Annotated in this window: 17 protein-coding genes; 5 read left to right on the forward strand and 12 right to left on the reverse strand. The window is 40.4% G+C overall.

The window, feature by feature from the left end:
* Positions 1 to 66: 66 nt before the first annotated feature.
* Positions 67 to 441 (reverse strand): 30S ribosome-binding factor RbfA, encoded by a 375-nt coding sequence (gene rbfA / locus KMW37_RS13955; protein WP_215225259.1) that lies wholly within the window; start codon positions 439 to 441, stop codon positions 67 to 69.
* 92 nt (positions 442 to 533) lie between these two features.
* Between rbfA and KMW37_RS13960 the strand changes: the two genes are divergently transcribed.
* Entirely contained in the window at positions 534 to 1,928 is a 1,395-nt protein-coding gene (locus KMW37_RS13960; RefSeq protein WP_246581497.1) for a hypothetical protein, read from the forward strand.
* A gap of 85 nt (positions 1,929 to 2,013) precedes the next feature.
* Positions 2,014 to 2,448 (forward strand): hypothetical protein, encoded by a 435-nt coding sequence (locus tag KMW37_RS13965; RefSeq protein ID WP_215225260.1) that lies wholly within the window; start codon positions 2,014 to 2,016, stop codon positions 2,446 to 2,448.
* A gap of 73 nt (positions 2,449 to 2,521) precedes the next feature.
* Here the strand turns inward: KMW37_RS13965 and KMW37_RS13970 are convergent, their stop codons facing one another.
* The 5 genes from KMW37_RS13970 to KMW37_RS13990 form a co-directional block, all read right to left on the reverse strand.
* Positions 2,522 to 3,184 (reverse strand): phosphatidylserine decarboxylase family protein, encoded by a 663-nt coding sequence (locus tag KMW37_RS13970; RefSeq protein WP_215225261.1) that lies wholly within the window; start codon positions 3,182 to 3,184, stop codon positions 2,522 to 2,524.
* Between the two features lie 126 nt (positions 3,185 to 3,310).
* Positions 3,311 to 4,588, reverse strand: coding sequence for a Glu/Leu/Phe/Val family dehydrogenase (locus tag KMW37_RS13975; RefSeq protein WP_215225262.1), 1,278 nt, complete (start codon positions 4,586 to 4,588; stop codon positions 3,311 to 3,313).
* 74 nt (positions 4,589 to 4,662) lie between these two features.
* Entirely contained in the window at positions 4,663 to 5,502 is an 840-nt protein-coding gene (locus KMW37_RS13980) for a phosphatidate cytidylyltransferase (protein WP_215225263.1), read from the reverse strand.
* On the reverse strand, positions 5,486 to 5,692 hold the full coding sequence (locus KMW37_RS13985; RefSeq protein WP_215225264.1) for a putative signal transducing protein: 207 nt from the start codon (positions 5,690 to 5,692) through the stop codon (positions 5,486 to 5,488). Before KMW37_RS13985 ends, KMW37_RS13980 begins: the two co-directional genes overlap by 17 nt.
* Positions 5,667 to 6,626, reverse strand: coding sequence for a CPBP family intramembrane glutamic endopeptidase (locus tag KMW37_RS13990; protein ID WP_215225265.1), 960 nt, complete (start codon positions 6,624 to 6,626; stop codon positions 5,667 to 5,669). Before KMW37_RS13990 ends, KMW37_RS13985 begins: the two co-directional genes overlap by 26 nt.
* Positions 6,627 to 6,663: 37 nt before the next feature.
* Here KMW37_RS13990 and dusB point away from each other — a divergent pair, with 37 nt between their 5' ends.
* Together dusB and KMW37_RS14000 are read left to right on the forward strand one after the other, a co-directional pair.
* Complete coding sequence (gene dusB, locus KMW37_RS13995) at positions 6,664 to 7,662, forward strand: tRNA dihydrouridine synthase DusB (protein ID WP_215225266.1); 999 nt, start codon at positions 6,664 to 6,666, stop codon at positions 7,660 to 7,662.
* Between the two features lie 396 nt (positions 7,663 to 8,058).
* Entirely contained in the window at positions 8,059 to 8,991 is a 933-nt protein-coding gene (locus KMW37_RS14000) for a DMT family transporter (RefSeq protein ID WP_215225267.1), read from the forward strand.
* On the opposite strand, the gene KMW37_RS14005 is transcribed toward KMW37_RS14000, so the two are convergent.
* The 6 genes from KMW37_RS14005 to KMW37_RS14030 form a co-directional block, all read right to left on the reverse strand.
* Complete coding sequence (locus KMW37_RS14005) at positions 8,983 to 10,446, reverse strand: potassium/proton antiporter (protein ID WP_215225268.1); 1,464 nt, start codon at positions 10,444 to 10,446, stop codon at positions 8,983 to 8,985. The two genes, KMW37_RS14000 and KMW37_RS14005, sit on opposite strands and share 9 nt — an antisense overlap.
* A 39-nt stretch (positions 10,447 to 10,485) precedes the next feature.
* Entirely contained in the window at positions 10,486 to 11,571 is a 1,086-nt protein-coding gene (locus KMW37_RS14010) for a DUF3810 domain-containing protein (RefSeq protein WP_394369624.1), read from the reverse strand.
* A gap of 68 nt (positions 11,572 to 11,639) precedes the next feature.
* Positions 11,640 to 12,224 carry a NifU family protein gene (locus tag KMW37_RS14015; protein WP_215225269.1) on the reverse strand — a complete coding sequence of 195 codons (585 nt, stop codon included), beginning with the start codon at positions 12,222 to 12,224 and terminating at the stop codon, positions 11,640 to 11,642.
* Positions 12,225 to 12,292: 68 nt separating this feature from the next.
* Positions 12,293 to 13,624, reverse strand: coding sequence for a dicarboxylate/amino acid:cation symporter (locus KMW37_RS14020; protein ID WP_215225270.1), 1,332 nt, complete (start codon positions 13,622 to 13,624; stop codon positions 12,293 to 12,295).
* 18 nt (positions 13,625 to 13,642) lie between these two features.
* Positions 13,643 to 14,725 (reverse strand): chorismate synthase, encoded by a 1,083-nt coding sequence (gene aroC / locus KMW37_RS14025; protein WP_215225271.1) that lies wholly within the window; start codon positions 14,723 to 14,725, stop codon positions 13,643 to 13,645.
* The gene (locus KMW37_RS14030; RefSeq protein WP_215225272.1) at positions 14,725 to 16,170 is read right to left on the reverse strand and encodes a BatD family protein; all 1,446 of its coding nucleotides are present in this window, start codon (positions 16,168 to 16,170) and stop codon (positions 14,725 to 14,727) included. The genes aroC and KMW37_RS14030 overlap by 1 nt, the downstream gene beginning before the upstream one ends.
* A 123-nt stretch (positions 16,171 to 16,293) precedes the next feature.
* On the opposite strand from KMW37_RS14030, the gene KMW37_RS22475 reads away from it, so the two are divergent.
* On the forward strand, positions 16,294 to 16,482 hold the full coding sequence (locus tag KMW37_RS22475) for a hypothetical protein (protein WP_246581499.1): 189 nt from the start codon (positions 16,294 to 16,296) through the stop codon (positions 16,480 to 16,482).
* The last annotated feature ends 119 nt before the right edge of the window (positions 16,483 to 16,601 follow it).

Here is a 16,601-nt window from a genome sequence, read left to right on the forward strand (position 1 = left end):
AATCAGCACTATTAATATTCAATGTCCTTTAAACTAATTTAAAATTTAATAATTTCTCGCGAATAATCAGTCCTCTTCATCCTCTTCTGGAGCCTCAGGGATATCCAAATCTCCAATTATCTTGTCCATATGCTGGGCATAAGCGGATGAATCATCTGGATAAAATACCAATTCAGGCACAATACGTACTGATTTCCCTATTCTTTTACCCAAATGCTTACGGATTTCGCTTTTATGGGCATTGATCTTGTCAAATAACTCTTCCTTATTGGCCAATAAAAAGCTAAGGTTAATTTTAGCCACACCAAGATCCGGACTCATCAGTACCCTGGTTACGGTGACCATTGCATTGCCCACCAATGGACGTGACTCCCTCTGAAATATCTCTCCAAGCTCCTTTTGAATTAACTTTGAATACTTTTGCTGTCTCTTACTTTCCATATTGTATAATTTTCATTGCAAATTTAGTGAATTAAATGACTAACCTTTAATTTCGTACGTTCAGAATACGCAACCTACAACAGATATTATTCTTGCTTAGTTTTTTTAGAATCAACGACCCCTTTAGGATCCTGGGAATAGCACTCCTTTTGATCATCTTAAGTATTCCATATATACTAATGGATATCCCCTTGCTATCCCCTGAGCTATCATGGATGCTAATTGGTGAAAGGATGAGTGCCGGCCACTTTCTATACGTAGACATCATAGATGATATAGGACCATTGTCAGCGTACACTTACTGGGCAATTGACTTTTTGGTGGGAAGGTCGTGGTGGACCTATAAAATACTGGCCTCGCTGATCATCCTTTTCCAGATTTACTATGTAAATGGACTTCTAACCCAATATAGGGCATTTGAAGAAAGTAGCTATATACCTGCATTGGTGATGGTGGTTTTGTTCCATTTGTCTTTTGACTTCTTGACTTTGTCTCCCACACTGTTAGGCAGTACCTTTATAGTGCTTGCTCTTGGACAACTGTTTTCCCAAACCTTAATCAACGAACAGAATACAGAATCCATTTTGCTGGTAGGGATTTTTGGAGGGCTTGCTGCCTGCTTTCACTTTCCCTTGGTCATCTTCTTGCCATTCTTGATCATTGCAGGAATTTCCGTAAGTGGATTTTCATTCAATCAATTATTGCTGGCACTATTTGGATACTTCCAGCCATTCTTACTTTGCTGCATCTATTTCTTTTGGATTGGTGCATTGCAAGAGTTTATCAACGAGTTCATCCTTGCCACAAGGGTAAGAGGAAGCTATCCTCATGTAACCTATATTGACCTAACCATCTTGATCGCTACACCGATTGCCTTTTCGGTATTTGGATACCTAGTAGGAACGGTTACAAAGAGTATTACGGTCAATCAACAAAAGCAAAAGCAATTGATGATCATATTTTCCATCATTGCACCACTATCTATCATTTTGGCCAATAGAAGGACTCCTTATCAAATGGTGGTCTTCCTGCCTGGATTAACTTACTTTATCAGCCAGATCTTTGTTTATGTCAGAAACAAAAAACAGCTCAACCTATTGTTTTACTTGTTCATATTACTAATTCCTCTGGTAGGATATAGCTGGGCCATTTATAAAAGCCAACCTAATAAAAACTGGAATTATACACTAAATGAGAAAGTTCAAAACGAGGGCAAGAAAATCGTTGTTCTGGGAGATAATATCAGTCCTTATTTAGGGAATACTTTGGCCAGCCCATACCTTAATTATCGACTTTCTAAAAGGGTTTTGACCAATTACGAGAGCCATGAAAAAATGATAGAAGTGTACCTTCATTTCCAAAAAGAAAAACCAGAAGTGATCTATGATCAGGAAGGCACATTCTCTGAGCTACTCAAGCATATTCCTGCATTGGCAGAAATGTACACTGAAAAGAGTCAAGGCATCTACCAATTAATCAATAACTAAAGCCTTCTTAAATAACTTGCTATCAATTCAAAAATTGGATTTGTTATATTATCTTCGTCAAATCTTTTAACAAATACAATTTCAAATGAATTATTTAAAATTAAGCTTTTTTGCAGTTATTCTTTTTTTCACAGCCCAACTTTCCAAAGCCCAAGTAACAGCGGGTTTGTACACCAATAGTTTTTCTACGCAAGTAGGTATAGGTACAAATCCAGAAAAGAAATTCTTTGGCGAGGCACGTTTGTTTGCAGGGGATTTTCTACAAAATGCTTATGGTATTGAAGCCGTAGGTCAGTATAACTTCATCCAGTCTGATTGGTACAATCTTTCTGGAGGATTAATGGTCAGCTACTTAGAATTTGACGAGAATAGGATAGGATTACCAGTCCTTTTGGCCATTAAGCCTATTGAAAACCACCGCAAACTCGCTTTGATACTCGAGGCTACGCCACTTTTTGATGGAGAAGTTGGCCTTAGGGGAAACTTTGGTTTAAGGTACACCATAGAAGGGAACAAATAATCCTCAAAAAATCAAAACACAAAAAAGGCTGTCGATATCGACAGCCTTTTTTCATTTATATGTCAAGAATATTTTATTTCAGTCTAGCAAGCGGGGTTATTCCTCCCTTGGTCACATCATCAATATTCACTAAGATTTCTGCATCAAGCGGAACAAACACATCCACACGGGATCCGAATTTGATAAAACCAAATTCACCTCCCTGCACCAAAGGATCTCCCTCCTTCACATAATATTTGATTCTTCTAGCAACAGCCCCTGCAATTTGTCTTACCAATAATTTCACATCCGACTTGGCATGCTTGATCACCATGGTTGTGCGCTCATTCTCATAGCTAGCCTTAGGATGCCAAGCCACCATATACTTTCCCGGATGATATACGAAGTAATCGACTATCCCACTGATCGGAGAACGGTTTACGTGCACGTTCACAGGAGACATAAAGATAGAAATCTGTTTTCTCCTTTCTTTGAGCACTTCATCTTCTTGTGCTTCCTCTATCACTACTACTTTACCATCTGCTGGAGCATATACCAGATTTTCATCATCTGGTAATGGTATAGTAGGGTTTCTGAAAAATTGCAGCACCAGCAAGTAAATTATAATACTGGCCAACAGAATCAAGTTCAGCACAGCATCCTGTCCTGGCAAAAGCTGGTGCATGGCAAAATTGACACCCGTCAAAATCACCAACATCCAGAATAGCAAACTTCTTCCTTCTTTATGTATGGTCATAATTTAAAATTAAGGAGGCAAATTTAACTATAAATAACCAATTAAGGATACTTACTTATCATTTAGACAATCAAATTTTATTTTTTGCCCGCTTAACAAATATTATTCAGTGCATTACAAAGCGTTTTAGTAGCCGCCCCTATATTGGTAAGTTTGGGCTACCTTGTCAATAGCGACAATATAAGCAGCTATCCTCATAGGAACATCATATTTTACAGAAGCTTTGTATACATGATCAAAGGCTTCTTTCATAATCCTATCAGACCTTCTATTGACCCTTTCGGCGGTCCACTTATAACCCAAGCGGTTTTGTACCCATTCAAAATAGGAAACTGTTACGCCACCTGCATTGGCCAAGATATCAGGTACTACCATGATTCCCTTTTCATTGATAATCTTATCGGCATTAAAAGAAGTAGGACCATTTGCCCCTTCCACAATTAATTTCGCCTTAATTTTATCAACATTTTTCTTGGTAATCACATCTTCAACAGCTGCGGGAACCAACACATCCACCTCTAATTCAAACAATTCATCTGCCCTGGAAAGTTTCTCTGCCCCATGGAAACCTTCCAAAATACCATTATGCTCATTTCTATACTTAATGGCTTCCTGGATATTGATCCCATTGCTATTATAGTAGGCACCGGAAATATCAGAAATGGATACAATTTTAAGTCCTCTTTCTTCCAAGAGTTGGGCAGCCCAAGAGCCTACATTCCCGAATCCTTGAACGACACAAGTAGCCTGAAAAGGATTGATTTTTAATTTCTCCATGGCTGCCAAAGCAGAAACCATTACCCCTCTACCAGTCGCCTCAGTTCTGCCCAAAGAACCTCCCAAAACCAGTGGTTTGCCCGTAACTACCGCATTGACGGTCATACCATTTGCCTTGGAGTACTCATCCATTAGCCAGGCCATCTCTCTTGGACCAGTCCCCATATCTGGTGCTGGAATATCCTTGTCAGGACCAAATACATCAATCATGGCCAAGGTATATGCCCTCACCAAACGTTCGATTTCTCCCTTGGACATCTCTCTGGGATTACAACGAACGCCACCTTTTCCTCCACCATAAGGAATATCCACTACGGCGCATTTCCAGGTCATCCAGGCTGCTAAAGCCCGAACTTCATCAATATGTACATCAGGAGCAAAACGAATCCCGCCTTTAGCAGGCCCGAGAATATTTGAATGTACCACCCTAATGCCTTCAAAAACTTTTATTTTACCATTATCCATGGTAATAGGCAGGGAAACAATCACTTGTTTAGCGGGGTTTTTCAGCACGCTATAAACCTCATCAGAGAGGCCTAGTTTTTCTGCTGCGATATTAAACCTCTCCATCATTGACTCCAAAGGATTTTCTTTGTCCTTTATAGGGGCCGGTTCAATGTAAGCCATAATTGGGTTCTAGTTTATTTAGCAATTGAATTACAATGCAATATTAATACATTTCCAAAACACCCAAGCCTTTTTTAGAACATTTTCAAAAAAGCAGCAATAAAAGGTGCTGAAACTAACAATCCGTCAAAACGATCCATAAAACCACCGTGGCCTGGCAATCCTTTTCCTGAGTCTTTGATTGCAATACTTCTCTTGAACAAGGACTCGATCAAATCCCCATAGGTGCCAGCAATAACGATGATTCCAGCTATACTAAACCACTTCCAAGATGCTATAACCGTAAAGTTAACACTCAATACATAGGCAATAATCAATGCCATCACCGCTCCTCCCAAGCTGCCCTCCCAGGATTTCTTTGGGGATACTCTTTCAAACAACTTTGTCTTTCCAAACTTTGTTCCAGCGAAATATGCGCCTGTATCACTGGCCCACAATAATAATAGGCAGCCTACGATCACTTCATAGTGGAAAGTATCATCCACAGAAAAAGCAGCCATATTCAATAAGGAAAATGGAACTGCCACATAAAACAAACCTAAAAAGGTATAGGCAATCCCTGTGAAAGGCTTCTTATCTGTTTTCTTATACAATTTAATAAAGAATATTAGGGAGACCATTGGAAAGATAAGAAAGTAGTATTTATCTGCCATGTGTTGCATTTCCACCAGGAAAGACATCGCAAAGATCATTGCACCCAAAAAGGTCCCAAAAGACTTTAAAGGGAGCATACCATCCAATCCCGAAAGCTTATAAAACTCCATTTGAGAAAACACCAAAATCACCCCGAATACCACAAAATAGGTCCACTCACTATAAACACAACCTCCAATTATCGCAGCTGCCCCAATGATTGCCGTGATTACACGTTGTCCCAGCTCACTATAATTGGAAATATTAAAACGAGATTTCATTCTTTATTATATTAATTGCCACAAGGGCCTTGTCTGCAGCTACCATCACTTGATAACTACCATGAATTTGATAAACTGATTCTTTTTTATTGAGTACTATGGCTGTTATTTCATGTTCGCTTAATACACCCTTAACTATTTCAGCCCTTATAGGTGTACTACTCTCAAATACCTTCTGCCATTTTTCCATGTGAAGAGACATTTCTATTTTGAGCAATAAAAATACGCATACAGAAAATAAAGACTACCAGCCCTATGACAATCGTATACCATGAAAAATCATCAGGTTCTTCCATATTAAAGTCTACCATGCCCAGTTTGTTCAAGTAAACCATAACCAGGGTAAAGGAATTATTGAGCACATGTCCTAGCATAGGGTAAACTAAGCTGCCGGAAAATAAATAGAGATAGCCAAACAAAGCCCCTAAAAGCATCCTTGGAAAGAAGCCATAAAACTGAAAATGAATCGCTGAGAAAATAAATGCAGAAATCCAAATCCCCATATGGGCATTGCCCGTATAGCGATGAAACTTTGGCTGAATCAAGCCACGAAACAAATACTCCTCTCCTATGCCTGCCAAAACACCTATCACCAGTAGTCCAAACAGAAACTCAACAGGACTCTGAAAATCAGTAAGATATTTAGTCAAAACCATGGCCTTATCCTCCATTTCCCTGGCGAAACTTTCAAAGCCAGACATGAAAGAAGGGAAACTGATGTTCATATTCCACTCTACTATGGCAGAATCAAATAAGATAAAGCCAAAAAGCAGAGGAAAAATAATCAGCAAGCCACTGAACTTTACACGGTCAAACTGTTGTTTCCAGTCGAGATCAGCTTTTTCTACCAGCTTAATATATAAATATGCCGCTAGGAAATAAGCCAGTCCTCCTCCCAGCCCCTGAAGAAACAGCATGGCTGCTCGCCCGTTGGAATGATCCAGCTGCCCTTCAAAAAGAGGCAGAATATCATTATAGGGGATATCAAACATAAAAGGGATCAGGACCAATGCCAGTCCTTGTGTAAGAGCAAGTACGCCAAAAGTGATCAAAACTAGTACAACCATGGACAATATCCAGTTACGTTTTGCAGCAATTTGGCTTTGGGTTTTATAAATCTCCATAATTGGGGTAAATTTACAGGAAAATTATAAATCAGTCGTGGTAAAAATAGGAAACTTAGACTTAGGAGAATTTCCATTGCTGCTAGCACCTATGGAGGATGTCAGTGATCCGCCTTTTAGGGCTGTATGTAAGGAAAATGGCGCAGATTTGATGTACACAGAGTTCATTAGCTCTGAAGGCTTAATCCGTGATGCCGCCAAAAGTGTCCAAAAACTCGATATTTTCGAATACGAAAGGCCTATTGGTATTCAGATTTTCGGCAATGAAATCGAATCCATGCGGGAAGCCGCTGCCATCGCAGAAGCTGCTGGACCGGACATTTTAGACATCAATTATGGCTGTCCTGTAAATAAGGTTGCCTGTAAAGGTGCTGGAGCAGGCATTTTATTGGATATTGACAAAATGGTGGAAATGACCGCTGAAATTGTCAAAGCCGTAAAGATTCCCGTTACTGTAAAAACCAGACTAGGCTGGGACCATGAAACCATCCGTATCGTTGAAGTAGTAGAAAGACTACAGGATGTGGGCATTCAGGCCATCAGCGTGCATGCCCGTACCAGGAAGCAAATGTACAAAGGCGAAGCTGATTGGACCTATTTGGCCAAAATCAAAGAAAACCCGCGCATCCATATCCCATTATTTGGAAATGGGGACATCGACAGTCCAGAACGCGCCCTTGATTATAGAAACCGATTTGGAGTAGATGGCATGATGATCGGTCGAGCGGCCATTGGCTACCCCTGGATATTCAATGAGGTAAAGCATTTTTTTGAAACTGGAGAAAAACTGGCCGCACCAGATTTGGCCGAAAGAATCCGCGTGACCAAAAAGCACTTGGACTTTTCTGTGAAGTGGAAAGGCGAAAAATTAGGAATCCTTGAAATGCGTAGGCATTATACCAACTACTTCCGCGGTATGCCCAATTTCAAACCTTACAGAATGCAAATGGTTACCGCCGACACATATGACGAAGTGGCTGCCATTTTGGACGAAGTAGCGGTACAATTTGCCGATTACCAGTTTGTAGCCGGTTAATTCAATAAACATGAACTTGCATTACCCAAGGTTGGCCCATAAAGCCAACCTTTTTTTCACGCTGAGAACGCAAAGATCCCGCCAAGCACGCGAAGATTAATGGATATACCCTGAACTTTAACTTTCTGATCTTTGCGCAACCTTGGCGCACTTTGCGAGACCCTTTCAAACTATTAAGAATATTTCACGCAGAGAACATTAAGAAGTTGTGAAGCTCACAAAGCTTGATTTTGAATATCCCCAGCCTTTCCGGTCTTTGTACAACCTTTTGCTCCCTTTGCGTGGAACTATTTTTCACTAACATTTTTCTGAAAAGGCAACTAATTATTGACCTTGGCTGTTAATTGAAAAGTTTACTTTTGTGGATAATTTAGCATCAGATTTAACCCTAATATAATGACACCAAACCAATCAGGCGATCAAAGTCTACGTAGCTGGCTATTATTGGCCTTTTTATCATTAATCTGGGGCAGCTCCTTTATCCTTATCAAAAAAGGCTTACTGGTATTTTCAGCAGGTGAAGTAGGAGCCTATAGAATTGTTTCTGCAGCCATTGTCCTGCTTCCTCTTTCCATCCCCAAGCTAAAAAAATTGAATAAAAAACAACTCTTCAATTTGGTCATTGCAGGAATGGTGGGCAGTTTTATCCCTGCCTTTCTCTTTGCCACGGCCCAAACACAGATCAGCAGTTCTATCACAGGAGTACTTAACGCCCTCACCCCCCTTTTTGTAGTAATCATTGGTGCTTTATTCTTTGGAGCAAGAATAACCACCAGAAACAGCATTGGTCTAATCATCGCCTTTCTTGGAGTATTGGTACTTATCTCCGTAAAGACAGGTGCAGGTTTCTCCGGCTTGACGGATATCAATGCCTATGCCCTTTTGGTAATTTTGGCTACCGTGTGTTATGGCATCAATCTCAATATCATCAAGCATTGGTTTGTCAAACTCAGGCCGGTGGAGATTACCGCTATCTCCTTACTATTGGTTTTGCCAGTGGCATTAGGCTATTTATTATTTGCGACAGACTTCACCCATAAACTGAGTCATATAGAAGGAGCAAAATTGGCGGCTGGCTACCTGACTATTCTGGGGGTACTGGGCACAGCCTTTGCTCTGATCATTTTTAATGGTTTGGTTAAAATCGCCTCTCCAGTATTTGCCAGTATGGTCACCTACCTGATCCCTATAGTGGCGATTGCATGGGGCGTCATTGATGGGGAAGTATTATTACCTGGTCATTATATAGGGATTCTTGCTGTCATTGCAGGAGTTTGGATTGGGAACCGTAAAAAGGCCAAACAGCTAAGCCCTAGCTCTTCAAGTTAAACCTAAAGCTTCTTTCACCTTTTCTTCTTCGTCTTCTGAATTCATCATCACCATTAACTTATCGCCAGAAACAATTTCGGTATGCCCATTGGGAGTAACAAACTTCCCCTTCCTATTGATCAATACTATCAGAGAAGTATTTGGAAAACCCAGTTCAACTATTTTTTTCCCATCAATGGAAGAATTTTCTGGAACATCAACCTCTATGAGAGCATTCTTAAAGTTCTCTGATAGTTCCAGGTCTAACAAAGACTTCTTTTTCATTCCTTCGGGAACTGCCAGCTTCAGCAGCTTGGCTACAAAAGAAAGAGTGGTCGCCTGTAATGCCACTGAAGTCAAAACGATAAAAAAGACAACATTAAAAATCATATTGGCACTTTCAACCCCAGCGATAAGAGGAAAAGTAGCAAACACAATTGGGACTGCTCCTCGAAGCCCTACCCAGCTAACAAACAACTTATCCTTAAAGCTAAATTTAAAAAATGCCAAAGAGACAAAAACTCCAATAGGCCTTGCTACAACTATTAAAAATAAAGCCATGACAAAACCAATACCCATTACTGGAATCACTTGACTTGGAAACACTAATAAACCTAGTGTTATGAACATTATAATCTGCATTAACCAAGCAACACCATCGAAAAATTTAATAATGCTTTTTTTATGGATCATTTTACCGTTCCCAATTGTGACAGCTGCGATATAGACACCCAAAAAACCATTCCCTCCCAACAGATCAATCACGCCATAAACCAACATCACCAATGCCAGCATTAGTACAGGGTAAAGGCCTTCATATTCCAATTGAATTTTATTAAAAAGCAAAACGGTTCCTCTTCCAAACAAATATCCACCAAGTCCACCAACCAACATTTGAAGCACAAAAACAGGCAAAAGACTTTGAAATGTAAATCCCTCCAAGCTTATTAAAGAAGTCAACCCTATGGTTAAAAAATAAGCCATGGGATCATTACTCCCAGACTCCAATTCTAATAAGGGACGCAAATCCCCCTTCAAACCGATGCTCTTTGTCCTCAAAATGGAGAAGACTGCTGCGGCATCAGTTGATGAAACAATGGCGCCAAGCAATAAACTCTCCAACAAACTAAAATCGCCAATCCAATACGCAAAGCCACCAACTGACATTGCGGTAAGCAGCACCCCTAAAGTAGACAGTGTCAATCCAGATCCCAAAACTGGCTTGATACTTTGCCATTTTGTATCCAGACCACCTGAAAACAGTATATAAGCCAGGGAAACTATCCCGAGAAACTGAGCAATTTTAGGATCATCAAAAGCGATTCCCCCTAGGCCATCAGAACCTGCCAGCATTCCAATTCCTAAAAACAATAGCAAAACGGGAATCCCTGCCCTTCCTGCGGTCTTGCTTGCCAAAATACTTGCGATTAGCAAAACAGCTCCAATAAGAAGTATATTTTCAGCAGTCAATATCATCTATCTAAAAGTATTTAAGGTTTAAGTCTTTGTAAACGCTCACCCGGCTATTTTATTCCTCCAAGCATAGGCCAGCATGGTCAGCTGAGCATAGCTGCCCACTCCTGCCTTGACTCCCTGGGCTTTTAAGTAAAGGTCATTTGATTTTCGACTGAGCTCCAAGGAAAAGGGTTCAATCTTCCTATGGTTTTCAGAAATATCCGCAAAATCATTTCGAACTCCCTTACCTAGGGTCTTAATGAATGCCTTATAAGCCTCCTCATCTTGGCGATAAAGATCTTTAAGCTGATAACTGAACAGCCTTAACTGTGCAGAATAGTTCAACAAAGGTATTTCACTTTGGGTACAAACCACCCAAGCAAAGAAATTAGCCTCTCCCTCATCTGTTACGCCACAGCTATGGGCCATTTCATGGGCAAGCGTAAAAGGCTTTTCCAGATGGTGCAAGGTAGGATCGATATAACTCTCCCCAGTAAAAGGAAAATAAATACCCAATATGCCCAATTTCCTCAAAAAACCCCCAGGATATAACTGCCTCGTTCGCGGATTCCCGGAATATTCAAGCCCCAGCATGGTTATTTTCTCTTCTATTGTTTGACGCACCATGTCCTCCAATGCATCATAATCGATATTTTGATCCAATGCTGAGGTATCATTCGAAATCTGGTCGCGCCATGCTTGAAGATCGTCTCTGGTAAGCTGAAGCTCACTCAGTAACTCCTCCTTTTCAAGGGGTAAGGGCTCCAAACTCAGCTGCTGAAAAATGGGAATTCTTTGATAATTGAAGCCCCAAAGTAGGAGAAAGACAAAAACCAGAAAACCTAAAAAGTTCAAGATATTCCTCGCTGTGAAAACCAAACTATTCAACCAGCCTTTTTGAAGTCTCCAACCTTTCCAAAAATAATACAGTGCCACCAACAGTCCCGTAAAAAAAAGATATATACTGGGAATGGGGAATTTCCCAAAACTAAAGTCAATAAGATTTCTAATAACCGGAAAAAAACCTCGGGAATAAATTTGCTCGGTATCCTCAGGAAACTGAAGAAAGAAATATCGAACGAGCAATGCTATTAACCCAAGCACAGCCCATGTCCAATTTCCCTTTATGATTTTATCCAAGCGCATACTGATGTAATAATACAAAAAAAGGTCATTCGCCTAGGCGAATGACCTTCAATTTTGTTATTTATCTCTTATATACCTTCAGCTTCTACTGCCTTTACTTCATCAGGAAGCATTCTGGTAAGTAAATTCTCAATTCCTGCCTTTAAAGTCACTGTACTGGATGGACAGCCTGAACAAGCGCCTTGCAATAATACCTTAACAGTTCCTTCATTGAAACTATGGAAAATGATGGCTCCACCATCTTGCTCCACAGCTGGACGTATATACTCGTCCAAAATCCCTTTGATTTTCTTAACCGTTTCACTGTCATTCTCATCAAACAAAGGGTCTTTATCCAACACCACATTGATGGCTGGCTTCCCAGCTTCAAGGTACTGCTTGATATGCTCCCTGATATGATCTTGAATTTCCGGCCATTCAACATCATCCTTCTTCGTAACGGTCACAAAGTTAGAAGTGATAAACACCCTTTCCACTGCGGCAAAATTAAATAGTTCTTTGGCCAATGGGGAGTTCTCTGTGCTCTTTTCATCAGGATAATCAAAGCTTACTCCATCATCCGTCAACATGAAATTCACCACGAATTTCAATGAATTGGGATTAGGATTGGCTTCCATATAAATATGTACTGGCTTTTTCTGCGCTTGTAACATGATCTTAATTTTTAGCTTTCTAGCAATTCAAACAGCAAAATAAGCGATAAGTTCCTGTTTTGCCTAATTTATTGTTCTACAGCTGTCAATGGATTAGATTCACGAATCAGGCCGTCAGGCAATTCACCCTCTGTACTGGCTACTACGGTACAAACCGTTGCATCTCCAGTGACGTTCACTACTGTTCTGAACATATCCAAAATCCTATCTGGTGCCAAGATCAAGGCCAAGCCTGCTGCTGGCACCCCTATGGACTCCAATACAATCAAAAGCATAATCAATCCTGCCCCTGGTACACCTGCAGTTCCTATTGATGCCAAAGTAGCGGTCAATACAATCATTAACTGCTGAGTAATGGTCAAATCCATTCCCAAAGCCTGGGCAATGAAGACAGCTGCCACACCTTGGTAAAGGCTGGTTCCGTCCATATTAATCGTTGCCCCTAAAGGCAATACAAAACTGCTAACTTCTTCAGAAACCCCAATTTCTTCCTCCACCTGCTTCATGGTTACCGGCAGTGTGGCAGAACTCGAACTTGTTGAGAATGCCAATAGCTGGGCAGGGCGCATGGCTTTAAAGAAATCCTTATAAGGGACCTTGGTAAATAGCTTTAGAATGCTTGGGTAAACCACCAAAATCATAATAAGCAAGCCTCCCACTACTACTAAGCTATATTTCAACAATGCGTATAAAAGTTCAAAAGCAGAATCAGGATTGTCTCCCGCAATTTCCACAATTAAGGAAGCCATCAAAGCAAAAACACCATATGGGGCAATCAACATGATATAACCCACAATCTTAATGATCACATCGTTCATTCCATCAAAGAAAGCGATCACTGGACTGGCCTTTGCTTTGGGAATCTGCAGCAATGCTATGCCCACAATAATGGCAAAAAACACTACTTGTAACATGGCCCCATTATCGGTTGCTGCCTGGAAGACATTTTGCGGCACAATATCCACCAATGGCTGAAGCGGGCTTTGTTCCTGAAGCTGAGCAGCCTGATTCGACTTGTCACCAACTACATCATCATAGAGGCCCATTAAGTTTTCCCGGGTTTCTACTGGAAGGCTTTTTCCTGGAGCAAATACATTGACCAATACTAAACCTAAGGAAACTGCAATCACTGTGGTAAGCATATAGGTGATAATGGTCTTGCCTCCTATTCTGCTTAATTTCGAAATATCACCCAAGTTAGACACCCCTACAACCAATGAAGCCAAGACCAAGGGTACTGCTATCATCTTTAGGGAATTGATAAAGATGGTACCAATAGGCTTGATATAATCAAGTGTGAAATCTGGTGAAATCTGCATTTTCACAATCACCAAACCAAACACCAATCCTAGAACTAGGCCAATAATAATTTGGGTATGAAGGGGTATCTTTTTAATCATGTTGATGGGTTTAAAATCCTATTCTTCCAATTTATTTAATCGATTCAACAATAAGAAATCAGCTAGTACCAAAGCCCCCATTGCTTCCACAATCGGCACTGCTCTTGGAACTACGCATGGATCATGTCTTCCTTTTCCAGAAACGGTAACACTTTCCCCTGCCTGATTAACACTTTCCTGATCCGTCATGATGGTGGCTACTGGCTTAAAAGCTACCCTGAAATAAATATCCTCCCCATTGGAAATCCCGCCTTGGATACCGCCTGAGAAATTGGTTTTGGTCCTCACCCTATCTCCATCCTGATAAAAAGCATCATTATGCTCTGAGCCTTTCATGGAAACACCATCAAAGCCACTTCCATATTCAAAACCTTTCACTGCATTGATACTCAACATGGCCTTGCCCAGATCTGCATGAAGTCGATCAAAAACTGGCTCTCCAAGCCCTACAGGAACATTTTTGGCTACACAGCTGACCACTCCACCTACTGTATCACGGTTCTTTCTTATTAAGTCAATATACTCGATCATTTCCTCCGCTTTTTTTGGATCTGGACAGCGAACGATGTTTTTTTCTATTTCAGAAAAGTCGAGCTCTTGGTAATTTTTATCCAATTTGATATGGCCTGCTTGACTTACATAGGCATTGATTTCAATACCAAAATGCTTAAGCATTAACTTGGCCACAGCCCCTGCAGCTACCCTGGCAGCAGTTTCTCTGGCACTACTCCTTCCTCCACCTCTATAATCACGGACACCATATTTTTCCTGATAGGTGAAATCGGCATGAGAAGGCCTGTACTTGTCCGCAATATGGGAATAATCCTTGCTCTTTTGGTCCGTATTCATGATCACTATCGCTATTGGCGTACCGGTACTTTTCCCTTCAAACACCCCTGATAGGATCTGACATTCATCTTCCTCCTTACGTTGTGTTGTGATTTTGGACTGTCCTGGCTTCCTTCTTTGAAGCTCCTGACGGATGAAATCCTCATCAATTGGCAGTCCTGCAGGACAACCATCAATTATAACTCCTAGCCCTTTTCCGTGTGACTCACCAAAGGTGCTAATCTTAAATACTCTTCCGAATGAATTACCCATTACCTCTTTTTCATAATCAGTACGGCTAGCAGAATTACTGCGCCGACCAGTAGTATATTGATAAAAGTCGAAAAATAATACTTATATCGTTGGTTTAAAAGCTTATTGTCCTCAAGTTCGATTAAATCATATATTCCTCCCAACCTTGTCGAGGAAATGGACTGGTTGATTTTACTTTCACCTACCACTTCCAATACTGCCTGCGGACGCAAAGTATCATACGTTTCTCTGTCCGTATTGAAGTATATCCATTCGAAGTGATCATTCAGATCCACTTCACCTGGTTCATTGACAGTGATATAATATTCAAACTGCTTGATCCCCGTAACCCGACCTCTGCCACGGTTTATCTGCTGGCGCTCATTAGGGTCATAGGTATTCAGCTTGCTCATATCCATTTTTCTTGGCGCCTTGATCGAACTGATATTTCCCTCACCTGCAATACCAAAATCATAAGTCACCCCTTCACCGGTCTCTATTTTCTTTGACTTAAAATTCTCCCTTAACCTATAAACACCCACGCTCACCTCATTTTTCAAAGGATGTGGTGGCAGGGGCTTTACCTTTACGGTTTTTGCAGAAGCATAAAAGGTCTTGAAATCCTGTTGCCTGTTATTCCCAAAGAAGGTGGGGTTTTTAGCCACCTTATATTTGATCATCTCCCAAGCCACCTGTGGCAATTCAATCTCTCCTTCATTAAAAGGATAAAAAGTGGCTTCATAGACTTTAAAACGAGTCCAATTTTTACCATCTATGGTGACCCTTTCAGGCTGGATATTGGTAATATTGAAGTTCTCTTCCCATGCACTGGTAGGCTTGATCTTCTTTACTATCTCTTCCAGCTGTTTTCCAGGTTCATAAAAGTCAAAAGGGGCCTGATTGGATGCTGACATATAAAATGCCAAGCTTACATTAAAACCTTCGCCCAAATAAATCTCATCCTTATTGACACTCATAGAGAAAAAGGCCTCATCATCTATCTCTACAAATTCTTGGGGCTCCTGCTCTGTTCTTCCAAAGAAATCATCAAAAGGGTCTCTGGAACGTTGACTTTGCTGATTTTGGTTGGCATCAGTAACTGTTATGGTCATCCCTTGGGAAGATACCGACTGGCCGTTGATCTGCAAGGTAAAATCCGGCAACTCGAACATTCCTTTCTTTGTAGGCCGATAGTATTGAACAATACTATTCGTGCTGCTCATCTGCCCGTTGATCACATTCATGGAAGAAGACTGGGAAATGCCCTGCTTCTGAAAACCTGGGATTTCAGGGAATTGATCATAGGACTTTATTTTTTCATCCGAAATCGTTATTTTTATACTGAACGTTTCATTCAACCCTATCTCTTCTGGACCAAGATCAACTTTGATATCCTGTGCGAATGCCTTTGAAACCAACATTGCACATAGAAATACTAGATTGAGGTAAAGTTTCGTTCTTTTCATAGATACATGTGCTGCTTTTAATAATGAACGCAAATTAACGAGTATATTTTAAACGCAACAAATTAGTCGTGTAGTCGTATTGAATTTTGTATTGTTTAACATAATTTAAAAACCAAATGAGCCATGATTGAATATGTTAAAACCATTTTATTGAAGGTGAGTTTTGACAAAAAGCTTTTCGAGAAAGAGTTAAGAAAGGGCCTCAACATGCTTGTACCCTCTGAGGTTCAGGAACTAAAAGTTTGGTGTTATAAGACGTTTTCAAAAATTTATTTATCTGTGCTAAATAAATATTTTGTAAAGCTCACCTAGAAAAATACAGCCCCGCATTAGCGGGGCTTTTTCTTTGATTTTTTTGAAATTCAGTTTATATCTAATATTTTAGTTGAAGACAAATTTTTAAAGTTTTTTGACTTCTTTTATTATGAACA

It is taken from the genome of Echinicola shivajiensis, assembly GCF_018642165.1.
Classification (GTDB): domain Bacteria; phylum Bacteroidota; class Bacteroidia; order Cytophagales; family Cyclobacteriaceae; genus Echinicola; species Echinicola shivajiensis.

Excerpts from the sequence above, each read along its gene's own strand:
- rbfA (WP_215225259.1), bottom strand. The coding sequence starts at position 441 with ATGGAAAGTAAGAGACAGCAAAAGTATTCAAAGTTAATTCAAAAGGAG.
- KMW37_RS13965 (WP_215225260.1), top strand. The coding sequence starts at position 2,014 with ATGAATTATTTAAAATTAAGCTTTTTTGCAGTTATTCTTTTTTTCACA.
- KMW37_RS13970 (WP_215225261.1), bottom strand. The coding sequence starts at position 3,184 with ATGACCATACATAAAGAAGGAAGAAGTTTGCTATTCTGGATGTTGGTG.
- KMW37_RS13975 (WP_215225262.1), bottom strand. The coding sequence starts at position 4,588 with ATGGCTTACATTGAACCGGCCCCTATAAAGGACAAAGAAAATCCTTTG.
- KMW37_RS13980 (WP_215225263.1), bottom strand. The coding sequence starts at position 5,502 with ATGAAATCTCGTTTTAATATTTCCAATTATAGTGAGCTGGGACAACGT.
- KMW37_RS13985 (WP_215225264.1), bottom strand. The coding sequence starts at position 5,692 with ATGGAAAAATGGCAGAAGGTATTTGAGAGTAGTACACCTATAAGGGCT.
- KMW37_RS13990 (WP_215225265.1), bottom strand. The coding sequence starts at position 6,626 with ATGGAGATTTATAAAACCCAAAGCCAAATTGCTGCAAAACGTAACTGG.
- KMW37_RS14000 (WP_215225267.1), top strand. The coding sequence starts at position 8,059 with ATGACACCAAACCAATCAGGCGATCAAAGTCTACGTAGCTGGCTATTA.
- KMW37_RS14005 (WP_215225268.1), bottom strand. The coding sequence starts at position 10,446 with ATGATATTGACTGCTGAAAATATACTTCTTATTGGAGCTGTTTTGCTA.
- KMW37_RS14010 (WP_394369624.1), bottom strand. The coding sequence starts at position 11,571 with ATGCGCTTGGATAAAATCATAAAGGGAAATTGGACATGGGCTGTGCTT.
- KMW37_RS14015 (WP_215225269.1), bottom strand. The coding sequence starts at position 12,224 with ATGTTACAAGCGCAGAAAAAGCCAGTACATATTTATATGGAAGCCAAT.
- KMW37_RS14020 (WP_215225270.1), bottom strand. The coding sequence starts at position 13,624 with ATGATTAAAAAGATACCCCTTCATACCCAAATTATTATTGGCCTAGTT.
- aroC (WP_215225271.1), bottom strand. The coding sequence starts at position 14,725 with ATGGGTAATTCATTCGGAAGAGTATTTAAGATTAGCACCTTTGGTGAG.
- KMW37_RS14030 (WP_215225272.1), bottom strand. The coding sequence starts at position 16,170 with ATGAAAAGAACGAAACTTTACCTCAATCTAGTATTTCTATGTGCAATG.
- KMW37_RS22475 (WP_246581499.1), top strand. The coding sequence starts at position 16,294 with ATGATTGAATATGTTAAAACCATTTTATTGAAGGTGAGTTTTGACAAA.